The sequence below is a fragment of the Streptomyces sp. NPDC020965 genome, from assembly GCF_044333555.1.
In the GTDB taxonomy this organism is placed as follows: domain Bacteria; phylum Actinomycetota; class Actinomycetes; order Streptomycetales; family Streptomycetaceae; genus Streptomyces.
Genome location: NZ_JBIRRE010000004.1, coordinates 616414 through 635314, shown reverse-complemented (window position 1 = coordinate 635314; position 18901 = coordinate 616414). Strand labels below are relative to the sequence as shown.

The 18901-nt window shown below is 72.9% G+C and carries 13 protein-coding genes; 10 read left to right on the top strand and 3 right to left on the bottom strand.

Annotated elements, in window-relative coordinates; all coding sequences use genetic code 11:
- The first annotated feature begins 201 nt into the window (after window positions 1-201).
- The 6 genes from ACH4S7_RS16580 (at window position 202) to ACH4S7_RS16555 (ending at window position 10950) form a co-directional block, all read left to right on the top strand.
- Entirely contained in the window at window positions 202-1425 is a 1224-nt protein-coding gene (locus ACH4S7_RS16580; RefSeq protein ID WP_398521870.1) for an MFS transporter, read from the top strand.
- Window positions 1422-3380, top strand: coding sequence for an ABC transporter ATP-binding protein (locus ACH4S7_RS16575; RefSeq protein ID WP_398521869.1), 1959 nt, complete (start codon window positions 1422-1424; stop codon window positions 3378-3380). The genes ACH4S7_RS16580 and ACH4S7_RS16575 overlap by 4 nt, the downstream gene beginning before the upstream one ends.
- Window positions 3377-5113, top strand: coding sequence for an ABC transporter ATP-binding protein (locus ACH4S7_RS16570; RefSeq protein WP_398521868.1), 1737 nt, complete (start codon window positions 3377-3379; stop codon window positions 5111-5113). The genes ACH4S7_RS16575 and ACH4S7_RS16570 overlap by 4 nt, the downstream gene beginning before the upstream one ends.
- 50 nt (window positions 5114-5163) lie before the next feature.
- Complete coding sequence (locus ACH4S7_RS16565) at window positions 5164-5391, top strand: MbtH family protein (RefSeq protein ID WP_398521867.1); 228 nt, start codon at window positions 5164-5166, stop codon at window positions 5389-5391.
- A gap of 121 nt (window positions 5392-5512) precedes the next feature.
- Entirely contained in the window at window positions 5513-10138 is a 4626-nt protein-coding gene (locus tag ACH4S7_RS16560) for an amino acid adenylation domain-containing protein (RefSeq protein WP_398521866.1), read from the top strand.
- On the top strand, window positions 10135-10950 hold the full coding sequence (locus ACH4S7_RS16555; protein ID WP_398521865.1) for an alpha/beta fold hydrolase: 816 nt from the start codon (window positions 10135-10137) through the stop codon (window positions 10948-10950). Before ACH4S7_RS16560 ends, ACH4S7_RS16555 begins: the two co-directional genes overlap by 4 nt.
- Window positions 10951-11312: 362 nt before the next feature.
- On the opposite strand, the gene ACH4S7_RS16550 is transcribed toward ACH4S7_RS16555, so the two are convergent.
- Complete coding sequence (locus ACH4S7_RS16550; RefSeq protein ID WP_398521864.1) at window positions 11313-11909, bottom strand: DUF1707 domain-containing protein; 597 nt, start codon at window positions 11907-11909, stop codon at window positions 11313-11315.
- Window positions 11910-12118: 209 nt separating this feature from the next.
- Between ACH4S7_RS16550 and ACH4S7_RS16545 the strand changes: the two genes are divergently transcribed.
- Both ACH4S7_RS16545 and ACH4S7_RS16540 read left to right on the top strand, forming a co-directional pair.
- A complete protein-coding gene (locus ACH4S7_RS16545) occupies window positions 12119-12697 on the top strand; it encodes an EamA family transporter (protein WP_398521863.1) in 579 nt (192 codons plus the stop codon).
- 124 nt (window positions 12698-12821) lie between these two features.
- Window positions 12822-13736 (top strand): aminoglycoside phosphotransferase family protein, encoded by a 915-nt coding sequence (locus ACH4S7_RS16540; RefSeq protein WP_398521862.1) that lies wholly within the window; start codon window positions 12822-12824, stop codon window positions 13734-13736.
- Between the two features lie 35 nt (window positions 13737-13771).
- Here ACH4S7_RS16540 and ACH4S7_RS16535 read toward each other — a convergent pair whose 3' ends face one another.
- Both ACH4S7_RS16535 and ACH4S7_RS16530 read right to left on the bottom strand, forming a co-directional pair.
- Window positions 13772-15046 carry a right-handed parallel beta-helix repeat-containing protein gene (locus tag ACH4S7_RS16535; RefSeq protein ID WP_398521861.1) on the bottom strand — a complete coding sequence of 425 codons (1275 nt, stop codon included), beginning with the start codon at window positions 15044-15046 and terminating at the stop codon, window positions 13772-13774.
- Between the two features lie 504 nt (window positions 15047-15550).
- A complete protein-coding gene (locus tag ACH4S7_RS16530; protein WP_398521860.1) occupies window positions 15551-16204 on the bottom strand; it encodes a DUF998 domain-containing protein in 654 nt (217 codons plus the stop codon).
- Between the two features lie 251 nt (window positions 16205-16455).
- Here ACH4S7_RS16530 and ACH4S7_RS16525 point away from each other — a divergent pair, with 251 nt between their 5' ends.
- Both ACH4S7_RS16525 and ACH4S7_RS16520 read left to right on the top strand, forming a co-directional pair.
- Window positions 16456-16785, top strand: coding sequence for a YciI family protein (locus ACH4S7_RS16525; protein WP_398521859.1), 330 nt, complete (start codon window positions 16456-16458; stop codon window positions 16783-16785).
- A 16-nt stretch (window positions 16786-16801) separates the two neighbouring features.
- Window positions 16802-18832: a sigma-70 family RNA polymerase sigma factor gene (locus ACH4S7_RS16520; RefSeq protein ID WP_398521858.1), complete on the top strand. Its 2031-nt coding sequence runs from the start codon at window positions 16802-16804 to the stop codon at window positions 18830-18832.
- The last annotated feature ends 69 nt before the right edge of the window (window positions 18833-18901 follow it).

Below are 18901 nucleotides of genomic sequence, written 5' to 3'. Positions count from 1 at the left end.
CCGCGCCGCGGGCGGGGGCCCCCCCCCCCCCCCCCCCCCCCCCCCGCGGCCCCCCCCCCCCCCCCGGGCGCCGCCCCCGCCCCCCGCCCCGCCCCCCCCCCCCCCCCCCCCCCCCCCCCCGCGGCCGTGTCGGCGATTCCCGTACGGCGTGCTTCCCGTACGGCGTGATTCCCGCACAACCCATACCGGTCAGGAGAAGTGGTGGCAGAGGGGAAAGGAACCGCGGCGCCGATGTGGCTCGTCGCGTTGTTCCTGTCGATATTCACGTTCTTTACGGACGACCATGTGATCGCGGGGATACTTCCCGAGCTGGCGGCGGGGCTCTCGGTCTCCGAGGCACTCGCCGGACAGCTCGTCACGGTGTTCTCGCTGACCATCGCGGTGGTCACCCCCCTGGCCGGACTGCTGCTCTCCCACGTCGCCCGGCGCGCGGTGATCCTGGGCTCGCTGGCCGTCTTCATCGCCGCCAATCTGGCCGCCACCGCGACCGACTCGTACGCGGTGATGGTGGGACTGCGGATCGCCGCCGCACTGGCCGCCGCCGCGGCCACCCCGCTGATCTTCGCCAGCACCGCCGAACTGGCACCCCCCGAACGCCGTGGCCGGTATCTGTCGGTCCTGGCGATCGGAGTCACCGGCTCCATCGCCTTCGGGGTTCCGCTGGGCAGTTGGATCGGCACCAGCCTCACCTGGCAGGCCACCTTCGGCGCGATGGCGGCCCTGGGCGCGGTGAGCCTGCTGCTCGTCGCCCTCTTCCTGCCCGCGACCGAACCGTCGGCCCCGCTGCCCCTGCGACAGCAGGTCCGTGCGCTGTCCGCCCGGCCGATCTCCCTCGCCCTCACCGGCGGCGCGCTCGCGATCATGGGCTCGGTCATGCTGCTGACCTACCTCGTCCCCTATCTCCAAGGCGTGCTCACCACCGACGACGGGGTACGCGGCCTGGTCTTCGCCGTGCTCGGGATAGCCGGCACCGTCGGCGTCTTCGCCGGCGGCTACGCCACCGACCGGCTCGGCGCCGACCGCACCATCCGGCTGGGTCTCGGCGCCTTCACCGTCGTGGTGCTCGCCCTGGCGGTGGTGTGGTGGGTGCGGCCCGTACCGCTGGCGGTCCTCCTGCCGCTGGTCGCCCTCTGGGGCGCCCTCGCCTACCTCAGCTCGCCCGCCGTCCAGACCCGGCTGCACCAGGTCGCTGGCGACCTCACTGCCCAGGCCCTGGCCCTCAACACCAGCTTCGGCTACCTCGGCATCGCCATCGGCGGGGCGCTGGGCGGGGTCATCGTCTCCCGGCTCGGCGCCGGCTGGCTCCCCGTCGCCACCGCCATCACCTCCGTACTCGCGCTGGCGCTGATCACCCTCGCGTTCCGGCCGCCGTCCCCCACCGCCGTACCCCGTGGCGCCGGCCACGAGCAAGGAGCGCCCCAGTGAACCCGACGACCACCGAGGCCGACGCGCCCGCCGCCGCCCGGAGCGGGGAGGACCCACCGGGGACGGAACAGCCACCCGCTCCCGCGCCACCCACCGACGCCCCCGCCACCCTGGGCGCGCTGCTGCGGCCGGTGCGCGGACCGCTCGGCGCCAGCGCCGCACTCGCCGCCGTCGCCGCCTTCGCGGGCGTCGTCCCGCTGATCTGCCTGGTGGAGCTGGCCCAGGTGCTGCTCCCCGGCGTGCGCGGCGGCGCCGTGGACGAGGGGGCCGCGTGGACCGCGGCCGGAATCGCCGCCGGCGCCCTCGCCCTGCGCCTGATCCTGATGCTCGCCGCGTCGACCGTCTCCCACCTGGCCGACGTACGCCTGGGTTCCTCGGTGCGCCGGGCGGTCGTCCGCAGGCTCGGCCGGGTGCCGCTGGGCTGGTTCACCGACCGCAACTCGGGACTGGTGAAGAAGGCCGTCCAGGACGACGTGGGCGCCCTCCACCACCTGGTGGCGCACTCGGTCACCGAACTGACCACGGCCGTCGTGGTCCCCACCACCATCCTCGGCTATCTGCTGCTCACCGATCCGCTGATGACGGTCGTCACCCTGCTGCCCGTCTGCGCGGGCCTGCTCGGACTGAAGATCGCCACCCGGGGCACCACCGAGAAGATGGTGGAGTACGCGGGCTCCCTGGGCCGGCTCGGCTCGGTGACCGTGGGCTTCGTCGACGGCATCACCGAGGTCAAGTCGTTCTCCACCATCGGAAGCGCCCACCGGGCCTACCGGGAGGCCGCCGACGACTTCGACAGCAGGCACCACGACTGGATGCGGTCGAGTTCGGCGGGCGCCACCTTCATGGAGATCGCCCTCTCCCCGATGACCCTGCTGCTGACGACGACCGTCGCGGGCGCCGCCCTGCTGCGCGCCGGCTGGCTCGACGGGCCGCTGGAGCTGCTGCCGTTCATCGTGCTGGGGCTCGCCATTCCCGCGCCCGTCCTGGCGGTCGGGTTCAACTACCACGCGCTGCTCGCCGCCCGGGGCGCGGCCGACCGGGTCCGGCAGATCCTCGCCGAACCGGAACTGCCGTCGGTGCCGCACGGACCGGCGCTGCCCGCCACCGGCTCCACCATCCACTTCGACGCGGTGGACTTCGCCTACGGCGACACCACCGTGCTGCACGGGATCGATCTGACCCTCGCGCCGGGCACGATGACGGCCCTGGTCGGCCCGTCCGGCTCCGGCAAGTCGACGCTCGCGAAACTGCTGGCCCGCTTCCACGACCCGGTCGCCGGCCGGGTCACCGTCGACGGCACCGATCTGCGCCGGCTGCCCTTCGCGGATCTGTACGAATACGTCGGCTTCGTCTTCCAGGACACCACACCGCTGCGGCTGTCACTGCGCGACAACATCCGGCTCGCCCGGCCCGACGCCGATGACGACGACGTGATGCGGGCGGCCCGCGCGGCGCACATCGCGGACGTGATCGAACGGCTGCCCAAGGGGCTGGACTCGGTCATCGGCACGGACGCCACCCTCTCCGGCGGCGAATCCCAGCGCGTCGCCATCGCGCGGGCGATCCTCGCCGACCGCCCCGTCCTCATCCTCGACGAGGCGACGTCCGCCGTGGACCCCGACAGCGAGGCCGGCATCCAGCAGGCGCTGAACGCCCTCGTCGCCGACCGGACGGTGCTGGTGGTGGCGCACCGGCTGCACACCGTCCGCCACGCCGACCAGATCGTCGTCCTCGACGGCGGCCGGATCGCGGCCCGGGGCACCCATGACGAACTGCTGTGCGGCGGCGGCCTCTACCCGGCGCTGTGGGCGGCCCACAACGGCGAGCCCACGGAGCCCGCCGCCCCGGCCGGTCCCACGGAGCCCGATCCTCCGGCCGACCCTTCGGGAAACACCCCCGGGGCCGAGAGCCGCGCCGACCACGCCGACCGCCGGGAAGGACCCGCACCACGATGATCCGCGATCTGCACACCCTCCTCGACGACACCGGACGGCGCCAACTACGCGCCCTGATCGCACGGATCACCGCCGCCGCCGTCCTCCAGGCCCTCGCCGGCTGCACCCTGATTCCCCTGCTCAGCGCCGTGTTCACCGAGGACTGGGACCGCACCTGGACCTGGGCGGGAGTCCTCGGCGCCCTCGTCGTCGCCCACCACCTGCTGATCCTCCGCAACCACCTCGCCTCGGGCGAACTGTCCAGCAGACTGCTCCGGCTGCTCCACACCCGGCTGGGCGAGACACTGACCACCATCCCGCTCGGCTGGTTCGGCCCCGGCCGCTCCGCCGGCGTCAACCGGCTCGTCACCAAGACCGCCATCGACGTGGCCACCGCCCCCGCGCACCTGATCGCCCCGGTCGTCACGGCCTTCGTCACACCGGCGACCATCATCGCCGTCACCCTCGCCGTACGCTGGGAGATCGGCCTCGCACTGCTCGTCGGCGCCCCCCTGCCGCTGCTCGCCTACCGGCTCTACCTGCGGGTCATCGAACGCGTCGAGGCCGACTGGGAGGCCGGCACGAACCGCGCGTCGGCACACGTCCTGGAGTACGCCACCCAGCAGCCGGTGCTGCGCGCCTACGGCCGTACGGGGGACGAGGACGGGCCCCTGGGCGCCGCCTTCACCGAACAGGACGCCCAGGCCCGCCGCATGGTGCTCGGCAACTCGGCCGCCAGCGCGCCCCTGTTCCTCGCACTACAGACGGTGCTGACGGCAGTCCTGGCCCTGGTCGTGCACCTGTCCCTCGCCGGCGACGCGGACATCGCGGTCCTCCTGGCCGTCATGGTGCTCGCGGTCCGGTTCGTGGAGCCCCTCACCGCCGTGGCCGAGGTCGCCGGCGGACTGCGGATCGCGGCGGTCGGTATGCGCAGGTTCCAGGAGCTGCTGGCCGTGGAACCGCTGCCGGAGCCCGTGAACCCCGCCGAGCCGGGCGCCCCCACGCTCGAGTTCCGCGATGTCACCTTCGGCTACGAGACCGACCACCGGGTGCTCGACTCGCTGTCGTTCCGCGCCGCCCCCGGCACGCTGACCGCGCTGGTGGGGCCCTCCGGGGCGGGCAAGTCCACGGTCCTCGCCCTGATCGCCCGGTTCTACGACCTCGCCCCCGGCGACGGCACGGTACTCGTGGGCGGCCGGGACATCCGCGAACTGGGCACCGAGGCACTGATCCGCCAACTGTCCCTGGTCTCCCAGGACCCGTACCTCTTCGAGGACACCATCGAGAACAACATCCTGCTGGCCCGGCCCGGAGCGACCCGGGACGAGCTGGAGCGGGTGGCCCAACTGGCCCGGGTGGACGAGATCGTCCAGCGGCTGCCCGACGGCTGGCGGACCCGGGTCGGCGAGGGCGGTTCCACCCTGTCGGGCGGCGAGCGGCAGCGGGTGTCGATCGCCCGCGCCCTGCTGAAGGACGCCCCGATCGTCCTGCTCGACGAGGTGACCTCGTCCCTCGACGCGGCGAACGAGAGGCTGGTGCAGCAGGCCATCGCCGGGCTGGCACGGGACCGGACGGTCCTCGTGGTCGCCCACCGCCTCCAGACCGTCCGCGACGCCGACCGCATCATCGTCCTCGAAGAGGGGCGGCTGACCGAGTCGGGCACCCACACCGAACTGCTGGCGCACGACGGCACCTACCGCCGCTTCGTGGCCGGCCGCGAACAGGCGGACGCCTGGCGGCTCACCCCCCACTGACCCGATCCACACCACCTTCCGGAACCACTCACCCCCAAGGAGCACCCACCATGTCCACGAACCCCTTCGACGACGAGAACGGTCGATTCCACGCGGTCGTCAACGACGAGGAGCAGTACGCCCTGTGGCCCGTCTTCCGGGACGTGCCGCCCGGCTGGCGCACCGTCTTCGGCGAGGCATCGCGCGCCGAGGTGATCCAGTACATCGAGGAGAACTGGACCGATATGCGCCCGCTGAGCCTGCGCGAGGCGATGGCCGCCGACACCGCGGCCCACTGACCGTCCGGGCCGGCCGCGGCCACACCGCGGCCGGCCCCTCCGCCCCCCGTTTACGAAATCTATGAAGAACGCGCGCCCGCGCGGGAACGACCGATCACCAGCGAGAGGTGAGGAACACCCGGTGGCCCCCAGCCCCAAGCAGGACATCGCCCAGGTCCTGGCGCTCGGCCCCCTCCAACGGGGGCTGTACTCACTGAACAGAATGCTCCACAGCGCGCCCGCGCCCGACCCCGGCGGCGCCGCGGACCCCGGCGCCGCGGACGTCTACGCCATCGCCGTACTCACCGACTTCCACGGACCGCTGGACACGGAACGGCTGCGCCGCGCCCTCACCGCGGTCCTCGCCCGCCATCCGCAGTTGCTCGCCCGGTTCTGGGACGAGGGACTGCCCCACCCCGTACAACTGGTCCCGGCGACCGTGGACTTCCCCTGGCGGGAGGTGACGATGACCCCCGAGGAGTTCCAGGCGTACACACACACCGCGCAGTACGAGCCCTTCGACCTGGCCGAGGGCCCCCCGCTGCGCGCCACCCTCGCCGCGCTCGGCCCCGATCACCACCGGCTGCTGGTGGTCTTCCACCACATCGTGCTCGACGGCTGGTCTGTGCCCCTGCTCTGGCGGGAGCTGGCCGACCGCTACACGGCGGACGAACCCGGGCCCGTCACACCGTCACCCGCGTACCCCGAGTACATCGGCTGGCTGCAACGGCGGGACCGGGAGGCATCGCTGCGCAGATGGCGGGAGATGCTCGCCGGGGTGGACGAGCCGACGGTGGTCGCCACCACGGCGCCCCCCGGCGTCGCCGGCCGGCCCCGGCTGACCATGCGCGCCCTGGAGGGGCCCGAGCTGGACGCGCTCCTCGCCCGGGTACGGTCGCTCAACCTCACGGTCAACACGGTCGCCCAGGTGGCCTGGGCGGTGCTGCTGCACCGGCTGACCGGCCGCGAGGACACCACCTTCGGGGTGACGGTCTCCGGCCGGCCGGAGGAGGTCCGGGGCATCGAATCGTCCATCGGGCTCTTCATCAACACGGTCCCCGCCCGCGTCACGCTCCGACCCGACGAGCCGCTCGGCGAGCTGTGCCGGCGCGTTCAGCGCGACGCCGCCGAACAACGGGCCCACGGGTACGTGGGGTTGAGCGAGATCCAGCGGGAGGCCGGGGCGGGCGACCTCTTCGACACCATGATGATCTTCCACAACACGCCGAAGGGAACGGCGCGGGACACCCTCGACCTCGGGCAGGGGGTGACGATGGCACCCGTCCTCATGGACAGCTACACCCACTACCCGCTGACGGTGGTCCCGTTCCTCCTCGACGGGCGGCTGTACGTCAATGTCGACCATGTCGACGCGCACCTCGGCGGACTCGACGCCGGGCGGCTCGCCGAACGCTTCCTGCAACTGATGCGGGAGATCGCCCGCGACCCCGCGCGCACCCACCGTGACCTGGACATCCTGCTGCCCCACGAGGCGGCGGAGCTGCGCGCGGCGGCCGGCCGGGTCGACCCGCTGCCGGCCCCGGCCCCCCTGCCGGCCGACCACGGCGTCCACCGGGCCTTCGAACGCGCCGTCGACCGGCATCCGTCGCGCACCGCCGTCATCGACGCCGGGGGGGAGCTCGACTACGGGACGCTGGACCGCTGGGCCAACTCCGTCGCGCACCGGCTGCGCGCCCTCGGCGTCGGACCGGAGACCCGGGTCGCGGTGGCGCTGCCACGGACCCGCGCCTTCTTCGTGGCCCTGCTCGCCGTGCTGAAGGCCGGGGGCACCCTCGTACCGCTCGACCTGTCCGCGCCGGTGGACCGGAACGCCACCATCGTCGGACTCGCCGGGGCCCGGGTGCTCATCGCCGAACCGGGGGAGCAGGACTGGTGGTCCGGCGAGCGCTGCGCGACGGGCCGTGAGGCGCCCGCGGCCGACGGGCCGGACACCGTGCGGCCCGTCGGCCGCACCACCGCCGACCAGGCGGTGCACACCGTGTTCACCTCCGGCTCCACGGGCGAGCCGAAGGGCGTCATCGCCACCCACGGCGGGCTGCTCGCCCTCCTGGCGGCGCACCGGGAGGAGATCTACGGACCTGTCGTCGGCGACACCGGACGGGTGCTCCGGGTGGGCCACGGCTGGTCGTTCGCCTTCGACGCGAGCTGGCAGCCCCAGCTCGCCCTGCTCAGCGGCCACACCGTGGTCCTCTTCGACGAGGAGGACCAGCGCGATCCGTACCGGCTGGTGCGCGGCGTCCGTGAGCACGGGGTGGACATGCTGGACACCTCGCCGTCGATGCTGGGCCGGCTGGCCGACGCGGGACTGATCGAGGGCGACCGCTGCCCGCTGGCCGTGCTGGCGCTGGGCGGCGAGGACATACCCCGCAGCGCCTGGGACGTGCTGGCCGGACTCCGGGGCACCCGGGTGCACAACTTCTACGGTCCGACGGAGATCACCGTCGAGGCCGTCAACGCGCTCGTCGTCGCCGGTGAGGAACCCCAGATCGGCGCCGCGGCGCCCGGGTCGACCGCCCAGGTGCTCGGCCCGGACCTGCGGCCGGTACCGGTCGGGGTGCGCGGCGAGCTGTATCTGGGCGGACTCCAAGTGGCGCGCGGCTACCAGGCCCGGCCGGCCCTCACCGCGGAACGGTTCGTACCCGACCCGGTCACCGGCGAGCGGCTCTACCGCACCGGCGACGTGGTCCGGCGCAACGCGGCGGGCCGGCTGGTCTTCCTCGGCCGGGCCGACGACCAGGTGAAGATCCGTGGCTACCGGATCGAACTGGCCGAGGTGGTGGCCGCGCTGGAGACCCGGCCCGACATCGCCCGCGCCGTGGTGCTGGCGCGGCCGGAGGCCCGGGGGCGCGTCCTGGTGGCGTATGTGGTCGCCACCGAGGAGGTGCGGTCGGCGGGCGGCCGGCTGGATCCGGTGGAGCTCCGGGAGGACCTGGCACGGCGCGTTCCGCACTACATGGTGCCCGCCCGGTGGGTGGAGCTGGACTCCATCCCCCTCACGGTCAACGGCAAGGCTGATCTGCGGGCGCTGCCCCGGCCCACCGGCGACGGATCCACCGGCGGTGGTTCCCGGCCGCCGGCGGACGACACCGAGCGCGCGATCCTCACGGCGGCGCGCGCCCTGCTGGACGAGCCGGGTCTCGGCGTCGACGACGATATGTTCCACCGGGGGATGGACAGCATCGCCACCATCACGCTCGTGGGTGAACTGCGGCGGGCCGGGCTGAGCTGCACCCCCCGGCAGATCGCGGTCCACCGCACCCCGGCCGAACTTGCCCGCGCGATCACCGCCACCGCCGCCGCCGTTGACACCGATCCTGACGCCGATACTGCCGGTGCCGGGCCGGCCCGGGTACGCACTCCGGCGCTGGAGTGGATGCGGCGGCTCGGTTCCTACCGGCGGTTCGCCCAGTCCCAACTGATCACCCTGCCGCGGGACATCACCACGGACGAGGTCACCCGCGTCCTGGAGCGGGTCCGCGCGGCCCATCCGCAGCTCACCGCCCGTACCGTGTACGAGGCGGACGGCGGACTCGCCCTGGTCCCGACCGCGCCCGACGCCGTGCCCGAGGTCCTGGTGGTGGAGGAGCATCCGCGACTGACCCCGCAGGCGGTCCTGGGGAGCGCGCGGCGCGTATGGGAGCGGCTCGACCCGGCCGCCGGCGCGATGATGGTGGGCGTCTTCCTGCGGGAGACGGAGACCGGGGTGCGGCGGCTCTTCCTCGCCGTGCACCACGCGGTGGTGGACATCGTCTCCTGGCACGTCCTGCTGGCGGACTTCGCCGCCGCCCACGATTCCCCCGGGAGCCCGCTGCTCGCGGAGCGCACCACCATGGCGGAGTGGTCCCGCGCGCTGGCCGCGCGGGCTGCCGGTCCCGCGACGCGCGGCCAACTGCCCTACTGGGAAGGGGTGGCCCGGGAGTACGAGCGGGCGCCGAGACTGGCGCGCCGGATCGCCGACCCCTCGGTGCACACCCGGGGGCGGCTGGTGTCGCACCGGGTGACGGTGGACGCGGCCACGACCGGGGCGCTGCTACGGTCCGCGCGCACCACCCCCGAGGGCGCGCTGCTCACGGCGGTGGCCCTGGCGGAGGCCGGCTGGCGGGCCCGGCGCGGGCATCCGGCGGACAGCGGGCTCACGGTGGTGCGCGAAGGACACGGACGGCGGGACGATCTGATCGCCACCGCCACCGCCACCGCCACCGCCACCGCCACCGCCGCCACCGACACCTCGCGGACCGTGGGTTGGTTCAATGTGTTCCACCCCGTCGTCCTGGACGCCCGCCCGGACGGGCGGCTGACGCCCCAGGGGGCGCGCGACGACCGGGCGGCGGCGCTGGCGCTGCTGGCGAAGGTGGCGCGGGAGCTGGCCGAGGTGCCGCACGGCGGGTTCGACCACGGTCTGCTCGGTGCGGCGGTCGCGGTACGGGCCGAAGTGTTCTTCAGCTATCTGGGCCGGCTGGACCAGGTCGTCGGCACCGGTGACGGCCGGCCGTGGACGCTGGTGGTCGATGACGAGCTGCGGGACGCCTTCCCGCGCGACAGCGAGCCGGACGCGGCCCAGCCGTACCCGCTGGAGCTGGTGTCCGCCGTCCACCCGGGGCCGGATGGACCGGTGGTGGAGGCGGAGTGGCGGTACGACCCCGGTGTCTGCGACGCGGGGGACATTCATGAGCTGGCCGGCCTGTGGCGGGACGCGCTCGACGCGCTCGCCACGGCGGTCGTGGGCAAGGAGAGGACAGGCGCGTGACAGGGACCGTCGAACTCGGGGGAATCACCCTCGCGTACGAGGAATTCGGCGCCGGGGAACCGGTCGTGCTGGTCATGGGGGCGGGCTCGCCCGGCCGGGTGTGGCGCGCCCACCAGGTGCCGGCGCTGGTGGCCGCGGGACTGCGGGTGATCATCTTCGATGCCCGGGGAGTGGGCGGCAGCTCGCCCTGTCCCGAGGGGTTCACCCTGGACGACCTCACCGACGATCTGGCCGGACTGGTGGCGAAGGTGGCCCAGGGGCCGGCCCATGTGGTGGGCACCTCGCTCGGTGCCCGGGTGGCCCAGCAGTTGGCGCTGGTCCGGCCGGATCTGGTGAACCGGCTCGCCCTACTGGCGACCCGGGGGCGAACCGACGCGGCGCTGTCGGCGTTCGCCCACGCCCAGATGGCCCTGCACGACCACGCGGTCGCGCTGCCTCCGGAGGCGCGGGCGGCGCTGGGCGCGCTGGCGAATCTGTCACCCGCCAGTCTGCGGGACGAGATCGAGGCGGAGGACTGGCTCGCCGTCCTGGCCATGGCGCCCGAGACGCCGTCGGCGGGGGTCCGGGCGCAGTTCGCCGCGGCGCTCACCGGGTTCCCGCCGAGCGTCTCCGCGTTCGCCGGGATCACCGCGCCGACCCTGGTGGTCTCGTTCGCCGACGACCGACTGTCCCCGCCGCATCTGGGCCGGGAGATGGCGGCGGCCGTGCCGGGCGCCCGGTCGGAAGTGGTGGCCGACACCGGGCACTTCGGCTATCTGGAACGGCCCGCCGAGGTGAACCGGCTGCTGGTGGAGTTCCTGACGGGGGCCTGAGGCGCGCGGACGCGGTCGCGGTCGCCCGGGGGCAGGTCCCCCGGGCGACCGCTTTCCGCCCCGCACGGCCGGGGGATACCGCCTCCGCGTGCGGGGGCCCCGGGTCACCGCGTCAGGCTGCCGGGCCGGGCGACCGCGTCAGGCTCTGGTACGCGGCGACCGGGACCGCGTCAGGCTCTGGTGCCCACGGCGACCGCGTCCGGGTGCCGGGCCCGGACGTCGCGTCAGGCTGCCGCGTGCCGCGTGCCGCGTGCCGGTGTTGGTGCTGGTGCTGGTGCTGGTGCTGGTGCCGGGACAGGTGGGGGCGGGGCGGGACCGGGTGGGACCGGCCCCCGGGGTGAACTCCCCGCCGCGCGGCACACTCACGACGAGTCGCGCGCCAGCCTGCGCCGTTCCCGCCGGTTGGGATGGCGGATCACGACGCCCGCCAGGCCGCCGGTGCCGGAGAGACGGATCAACGGTGTGCCGGGCAACCGGTCCGGGGTGGTCTCGTCCCGCAGACCGCCGAATTCGGCTTCCAAATCGTCGGTCTCGGCGGCCCAGCTATCGGGGATGACGATCGTGACGCCGGACGTCTCGCCGTGCGCCTCTATGTCGATCTCCGGCCGGTTGCAGTCGGTCTCGGTGAAATCGAGCAGGACGCCGGCCACCCCGCCGTGCGCCGTGACCCGCGAGGGCACCTTCCAGCGCCCGGCACGCGTCGCGCCGGTGTACCCGCCCTTGACGACCAGCGGTTGACCCGGATCGGGCGCGGCCACGGGCGGCAGATCGGCGGTGACCCGCGCCAGATCCCCCCGGGTCAGGGCCCCGAGCGCCCGCTCCAGCCGCGAGTCCAACTCGGTGAAGCTGATGCGGCCGTCGACCGCGGCCCCCTTCAACCGTTCCACCACCGCCTCACGCTCCTCGTCGGAGGCGCGCGTATCACTTCGGGAGCCGGGTTCCGGCAGCTCAGGTGTCATGGCCCAACGATACGGAGCGAGGGCGCGGCGGAACAACGCGTACCGAACCGAACCCCGAACCGAACCCCGGCCCGCCCCGCGCCCCCTCGTACCGCCCGCGCATCCTCCCCGTATCCCCATCCCCGCCGCCCACCGGCTCCCGGGCCGCCGTCCACCGGTTACTGGCCCGCGGCCCGCTCCATGACCGGTGTGAAGTCCCGACCGGCGATGTGGCGGTCTCCCTGCTCACCGCGCGTCGCGCCCTCAACGCCGCCTGGGCGCTGCTGGCCGCGGGCGGCGTCTTCCTGGTCAACTACCGCCCGGCGGAGACGCTGTCCACGACCGGCATCGCCTTCGCCCTCGCCTCCGCCGTCTGCTGGGCCGCCCACATGCTCATCGGCGCCCATGCGGCCACTCACCTTCGGGGGCGGAACATCCTGGGCCCCGCGAGCCTCTGGGCGGCGCTGCTCGTCGTGCCCTTCGCCGTGGCCGCCGAGCCACGAGCCTTCCTCGACTGGCGGGTGCCATGCGCCGGATTGGCCGTGGCCTTGCTGAGCAGCGCCCTGGCCAACTCCCCGGAACTCAAGGCGCTCCAGCGCATCCCGCCGGGTACCTTCGGTGTCCTCGTCAGCCTCGAACCGGTCATGGCAGCCGTCATCGGACTCGTCGTCCTCGATCAGCGACTCACCTGGGCGCGGTGGCTGGCCACGGTCCTCACCGTCACCCGTGGTGCGGGGTTCAAGGGCTGCGGACAACTGATCAACCTTTCGCACGGAGGGCGGATCGACCTCTCGCACGGAGGGCGGTGAACCGGCCGCGGGCCTGTCTCGTGCCTTTCCCCGCTCCCCGCGCCGTACCCCGGAATCACGCGTCCCGCGGCCCCGGTTCAGGTGATTGCCTGGCCAAGGACCCGTTCACCTATCGTTGTTCCGCATGACCCACACCGATATCGAGATCACCGCGGAACTGGTCCGGGAGCTGCTGCTCGACCACCACCCCGATCTGGCCGACCGCCCGCTGAGCCTCGGCGCCCTCGGTTGGGACAACCAGGTCTGGCGGCTCGGCGACGACCTCGCCGTCCGGCTGCCCTGGGCCACGGAGTCCGCGGACGAGCTGCTGCGCAAGGAGTACGCCTGGCTGCCCGACCTCGCCCCTGACCTGCCGCTGCCGGTCCCCGTACCGCAGCGCCTCAGCGAACCCGCCGAGCGGTTCCCCCGCCCCTGGATCGTCACCACCTGGGTACCGGGCACGCCCGCCGACCGCGCGCCCGTCACCCGCGCCACCGAGGCGGCCGACGCCCTCGCCGCCTTCCTGACGGCACTTCACCGGCCGGCCCCGGCCGGTGCGCCCATCGGTCGTGGCCGCGGGGGACGGCTGGCCGACGGAGCCGAGTTCTTCACCGAACAGCTCACCTCGGCCACCGAACGGGGACTGATCCCCGACCCGAACGCCGTCCGCGCGGTCTGGGAGGATGCCGCCGCCGCGCCCGACTGGGCCGGACCGCCCGTCTGGCTCCACGGCGATCTGCATCCGGCCAACATCCTCACGGCGGACGGCACCTTCTGTGGCGTGATCGACTTCGGAGACCTCTGCGCGGGCGATCCGGCCTGTGACCTCGCCGCCTCCTGGATCCTGCTGCCGGACGGCGCCGCCGACCGCTTCCACGGCGGCTACCGGCCGGCAGCAGACGCCGCCACCCTGCGCCGCGCCCGCGGCTGGGCGGTGGGGCGTGCCCTCAGCGGCATCCTCATCGGAGACGCCGGAGTCCACGGCCGCCCCGGCGGCAAGGCCACCTGGGGCCCGCCCGCCCACGCCGCGCTACGGCGGCTGGTCGCCACGGCTCGCTGAACGACCGGGCCGGACGGGCTGTGTCAGGTCGGATCTCAGGGAGTGCAGACGACACGCATGCACTGAGCGGCCTGGCCGTTGTTGCTGGCCTGGTTCCCGCCGCCGTCGATGTTGCCCAGGTCGGCGTAGACGCCCCAGCTCTTGTTGTCACGGGCGATGTTGCCCTGGATGGTCTGACCGGACTTCGAGACGTGGATGCCGTCGCCCTGGTTGGTGTTGGTGGTGTTGCGGACCAGTTGGTTGCCGGCTCCGGGCGTCGCGTCGCCGACGATGTAGATGCCCCGTGAGCCGTTCTGGTTGGCCTGGTTGAGCTGCAGGTTGTTACCGGTGGAGAGTCCCAGGCTGATCCCGTTCCCGGTGGTGTTGTTCGCGATGTTGGAGTGGATCACGTTGTTGTTGGCGGAACTCAATTCGAGGCCGCCGGTGTTCCTGCTGACGTCATTTCCGGTGACCGTGTTGGAGTGGGCCGACTGGAGGACGATTCCACTGTCACCGTTGGCGTGGAGGTTGTTGGACAGTAATCGGTTTCCGGTGGAGTCGGAGACGATCATTCCGGCATCCGCGCTCTGGGTGGCGGAGTTGCCCTGGACGAGGTTGCCGTTCGAGCCGAGCAGTAGGAGTATCGCGCCGTCCCTGCTGCTGCCGATGGTGTTGGCCAGCAGGGTGCTGCCGGTGGAGCTCTCCAGGACCAGACCGGCGCCGCCACTGCCGGTGATCCGATTTGCCTCGACGCGGTTGTTGGCGGACTTCTGAACGAAGACGCCCAGGTTCTGATTGTTGGATATCGTGTTGTCGGCTATCACGCTGCTGCCCGAGCCGCCGATGACCGTGACACCCCGGTGCGCCTGTCGGTCGATGACATTGCCGCGTATACGGTTGTTGAGGTGGGCTCCATTGAGTTCGACGCCGGCGAATTCATTGGAGTGGATGGTGAGCTTCTCGACGATATTGCCTGCTGTGCCGGGGTTGAGCCGTACTCCGTAATCGAATTGCTGTACCTGGGCGGGGGCGCTACTGCTGTTGGTGATGGTGGCGTTGCCGAACCCGTCGTTGCGTATCCCGACACCCAGACCGACGCCGTCGACGGTGTGTCCGTTGAGGTTGATGGTGATTCCGGCACGGCCGACGACCAGACCGTCGCCGGGACAGTTGATCAGATCGGCAGTGAGGACGACGCTGGTCGTGACTGTCTGACCGCAGGAGAGCGGCGCGGCGTGCGCCGCGGGCGCGGGCGCCAACACGCCGAACAGCGTGGTCGCCCCCACCGCCGCGAACCATCTTGAGGAAAGCTTCCTGGAAAGACGGATCATGTCGAGACTCCTTCTGTCGTGGAGTTGCTCACCGGCCTCGCGGGCCAGGCATGGACCCGTGAGGGTTGCGACGGGACGGGTGGCCCGCCTCTCGCACAGGGTCAAGCGAAAACCTTCCGACGGCTATGAAGCGGCAAAGAATGACCTAAGCCGGGGGAAGATTGACTGAATCGCCCGATTTTCATACCCCGATGAGCGCGGGATGCGGCCACTGCCGCGGGGAAGGCGTCTGGTTCGAGGGGGGCGAGGGGGATCGACGGGGAGGTGTCTTCCCCCCTCTGCGGTCATCAGGCGGCCGCAGGCGATCGGGGCAGGCGACCCCGCTGCGAGCGCCTGGGCACCGGAATCCGCCGACGAGCCCCGGATCCGCTGACGGGCCGCGGGTCCGCTGTCGAGCCACGGAACCGCAGGTCCACTCGGCCGGCGGTGGCCGACCGCCGAACGCGCCGACGGTACGGCGCAGGGCCCGGAGCCGCCGACGGCTCCGGGCCCGCGGGGTGGTCCTCAGCGGTAGTGGCGGGCCACCGCCGACACCCAGAGCATCGCGCTGAGCACCCCCACCGCCAGGGTCAGCGTTCCGGCCGTGCCCCCGCTCATCGCCCACCCGTTGCCCAGCAGCAGCGCCGTCCCGGCGATCCGGGAGGCGGCCGCGCGCCCTCGATCCCCGGCCCGGCCGAAGTGGCGGCCGAGCACATAGCAGGCGGCGATCAGGGTGAGGAAGGTGACGGATCCGGCCGCCATATGGCCATAGCTCTGCCAGGAGAGCGCGGTCGGCATCCCCTCCGGGGTCCCGGCCGGGAACCCGTCCGCCGGGTCCATCACCAGCACCCCCGCCGCCATCATCCCGAGCCCGCTCACCAGCACCAGCCGGGGCGCCCAGCGGCCCCCGGGGGTGCCGCGCAGCGCCCGGCGCAGTCCCAGCGAACCCAGGGCGGTCAGTATCCCGACGATCAGGAAGTTGCTGATCTGAACCCAGCCGAGTGATCCATTGCTGAGGGCGCTCAGCGGGTGGCGGGTGAGATCGAATCCGTCCCGGGTCGCGGCCTGGGTGAGCGAGACGACAGCCCAGAGCGGTGCGGCGGCTGTGCCGAGGCCCAGCAGCGTACGGGTGGAGAGCGCGGTGGCGGTGGTGCTGGCGGGAGTCTGAACGGTGGTCATGACCGGTCCCTTTCTCGGGGGGTGGCGATCGCGGCGGTGGCCCCCCGGAGGGAGGCGGCGATCCGAAGAGGCGAAGAGGCGAAGCGGCGATGCGATGCGAGGAGGCGATGCGCAGAGGTGCCGGAGACGGGATCCGGTGCTGCTCTCAGCGACACATCGATCGGGTCATGTGACAGGGAATGCCGCCGTTCCCTGTCACATAAGCTGATCGACGGATGGGTGTAACCACCCCGCCGAGAAGGGAACGACCCATGCGCTACCTGATGATGACCAAGGCATCCACCGCCGACTCCGCCCCCGACGAGAAGCTGTTCGCCGAGATGGGCCGCTTCGTCGAGGAACTCACCGCCTCCGGCGTCCTCCTGGCCACCGGCGGCCTGGACCCCGATGGCACCCGGATGGTCTCCTCGGGCGAGGAGATCACCATCACCGACGGCCCCTTCACCGAGGCGAAGGAGGCCATCGTCGGCTTCGCCCTGGTCGAGGTCCGCTCCAAGGAGGAGGCGATCGAGCTGGCCCGCCGCTTCCGCCGGATCGTCGGCGACGGCGAGAGCGTGCTCCAGCGGATCTTCGGTCCGTGACCGCCGCACCGGCCCGATGAGGGACGTCCACGGCGCGGTCGACGCCGTCTGGAAGAGCGAGTCCGCCCGGATCGTCGCCGCACTCACCCGGCTGGTCAGGGACGTCGGCCTGGCCGAGGAACTCGCCCAGGACGCCCTGGTCGCCGCGCTCGAACAGTGGCCCCGGTCGGGCGTCCCGGACAACCCGGGCGCCTGGCTGACCGCCATCGCCAAGCGCCGGGCCGTCGATCACATCCGCCGTGCCCGACTGCTGGACCAGAAGCAGCGCCAACTGGCCCATGAGCAGCACGAGTCGTACGAGTTCGACCCGGAATCGCCGGACGGAACAGCCGGTCCGGCCGGAACGGACGGTTCGGCAACCGGGCCTCAGCAGCCGCAGGAGGACGATGTCCTGCGGTTGATGTTCCTCTCCTGTCACCCCGTGCTGCCCACCCCGGCCCGGGTCGCCCTCACCCTGCGTCTCCTCGGCGGTCTGACCGCCGAGGAGATCGCCCGCGCCTTCCTCACCACCGAGACCGTCATCACCCGCCGGATCGCCGACGCCAAACGCACCCTCGCCGAAGAGCGGGTCCCCTTCGAGCTACCGGACGGCGCCGAGCTGGCCGAACGCCTCCGCTCCGTCCTCGACGTCGTCTACCTGGTCTTCAACGAGGGCTACTCCGCCACCTCCGGTGACGACCTCCGCCGTCCCGGCCTCACCCTGGAGGCCCTGCGCCTGGGCAGGCTGCTCGCCGAACTCGCTCCCGACGAGCCCGAAGCACACGCTCTGGTCGCGCTGATGGAGATCCAGGAATCCCGCTCGGCCGCCCGCACCGGCCCCTCCGGAGAACCCGTCCCACTCCACGACCAGAACCGGGGCCGTTGGGACCCGCTGCTCATCCGCCGCGGTTTCACCGCCATGCTCCGGGCCCGGGACGCCCAGCAGGCCCGGGCCGCCGGCCCCTACCTCCTCCAAGCTGCCATCGCCGTCACCCACGCCCGGTCCCGTACCGCCGATGAGACCGACTGGCAGCAGATCGCCGCCCTGTACGAGGCCCTGGAACGGCTGCTCCCGACACCGGTGGTACGCCTCAATCGCGCGGTCGCGCTGGGTCGGGCGTACGGCCCGGCGGCCGGTCTCGCGCTGGCCGACACCCTCACCACCGACCCCGCCCTTCAGGACTACCATCTGCTCCCCGGCGTCCGGGGCGATCTACTGGCCGAACTGGGCCGACACCCGGAAGCCCGGCAGGAGTTCGACCGCGCGGCCGCCCTCACCCGTAACACCGCCGAACGCGCCTTCCTGCTGCGCCGCGCCGACACCATGGCCGCCACCGCTCCCTCCGGCCCCACCCTGGGGGAGGCGGCCGAGGAGTTCCTCACCCGGGACGGCCTGGATCCGGCCACCGCCCGCTCGTACGGCGGGACCCTGCGCCGACTGTGCCGGAGCCTGGGTGACCGGCTGCCCCTGGACTCCCTCACCGCCGACGACATCACCCGGGTCGCCACCACCGCCTGGGGCGACGGCGCGGCCACCACCTGGAACCGCCACCGGTCCGCCGTCCGCTCCTTCACCGCCTGGGCGGCGCGCGACGGCCTGGCGGCCGGCCTGGAGCGGCGGGCCGAGAACGCACCCCGCCCGGAACCGATGCCGGCGGAGCTGCTGGGCGCCCTCTGGGACCGTACCGAGGTGCCGCTGCGGGAACGGGTCCTCTGGCGGCTGCTCCATGAATCGGGAGCGAAGGTGACGGCGGTACTCGCCCTCGATGTCGAGCAGGTGGACCCGGACGACCGTCGGGCCCGCACGGACACCGGCTGGATCTCCTGGCGCTCCGGCACCGCCCTGCTGCTCCCGGATCTGATCGGCACCCGCACCCGGGGTCCCCTCTTCCGCGCGGACCGCCGCCCCGGCCCCGCGCGCCGGGCCGGGGATGCCGACCTCTGCCCGGAGACGGGCCGTGGCCGTCTCTCGTACGAACGGGCGGAGTACCTCTTCAAACGGACCACCGCGTCGCTGGACCCCGGCGGTCGGGGCTGGACCCTCCGTCAGCTCAGGGAGCGCCGGTAGACCCGCCTACTGATACCGGGTCCCGGGAGTTCCGGGGGCGTGCATGAGGTGGAACTCCTGACGCCGCGG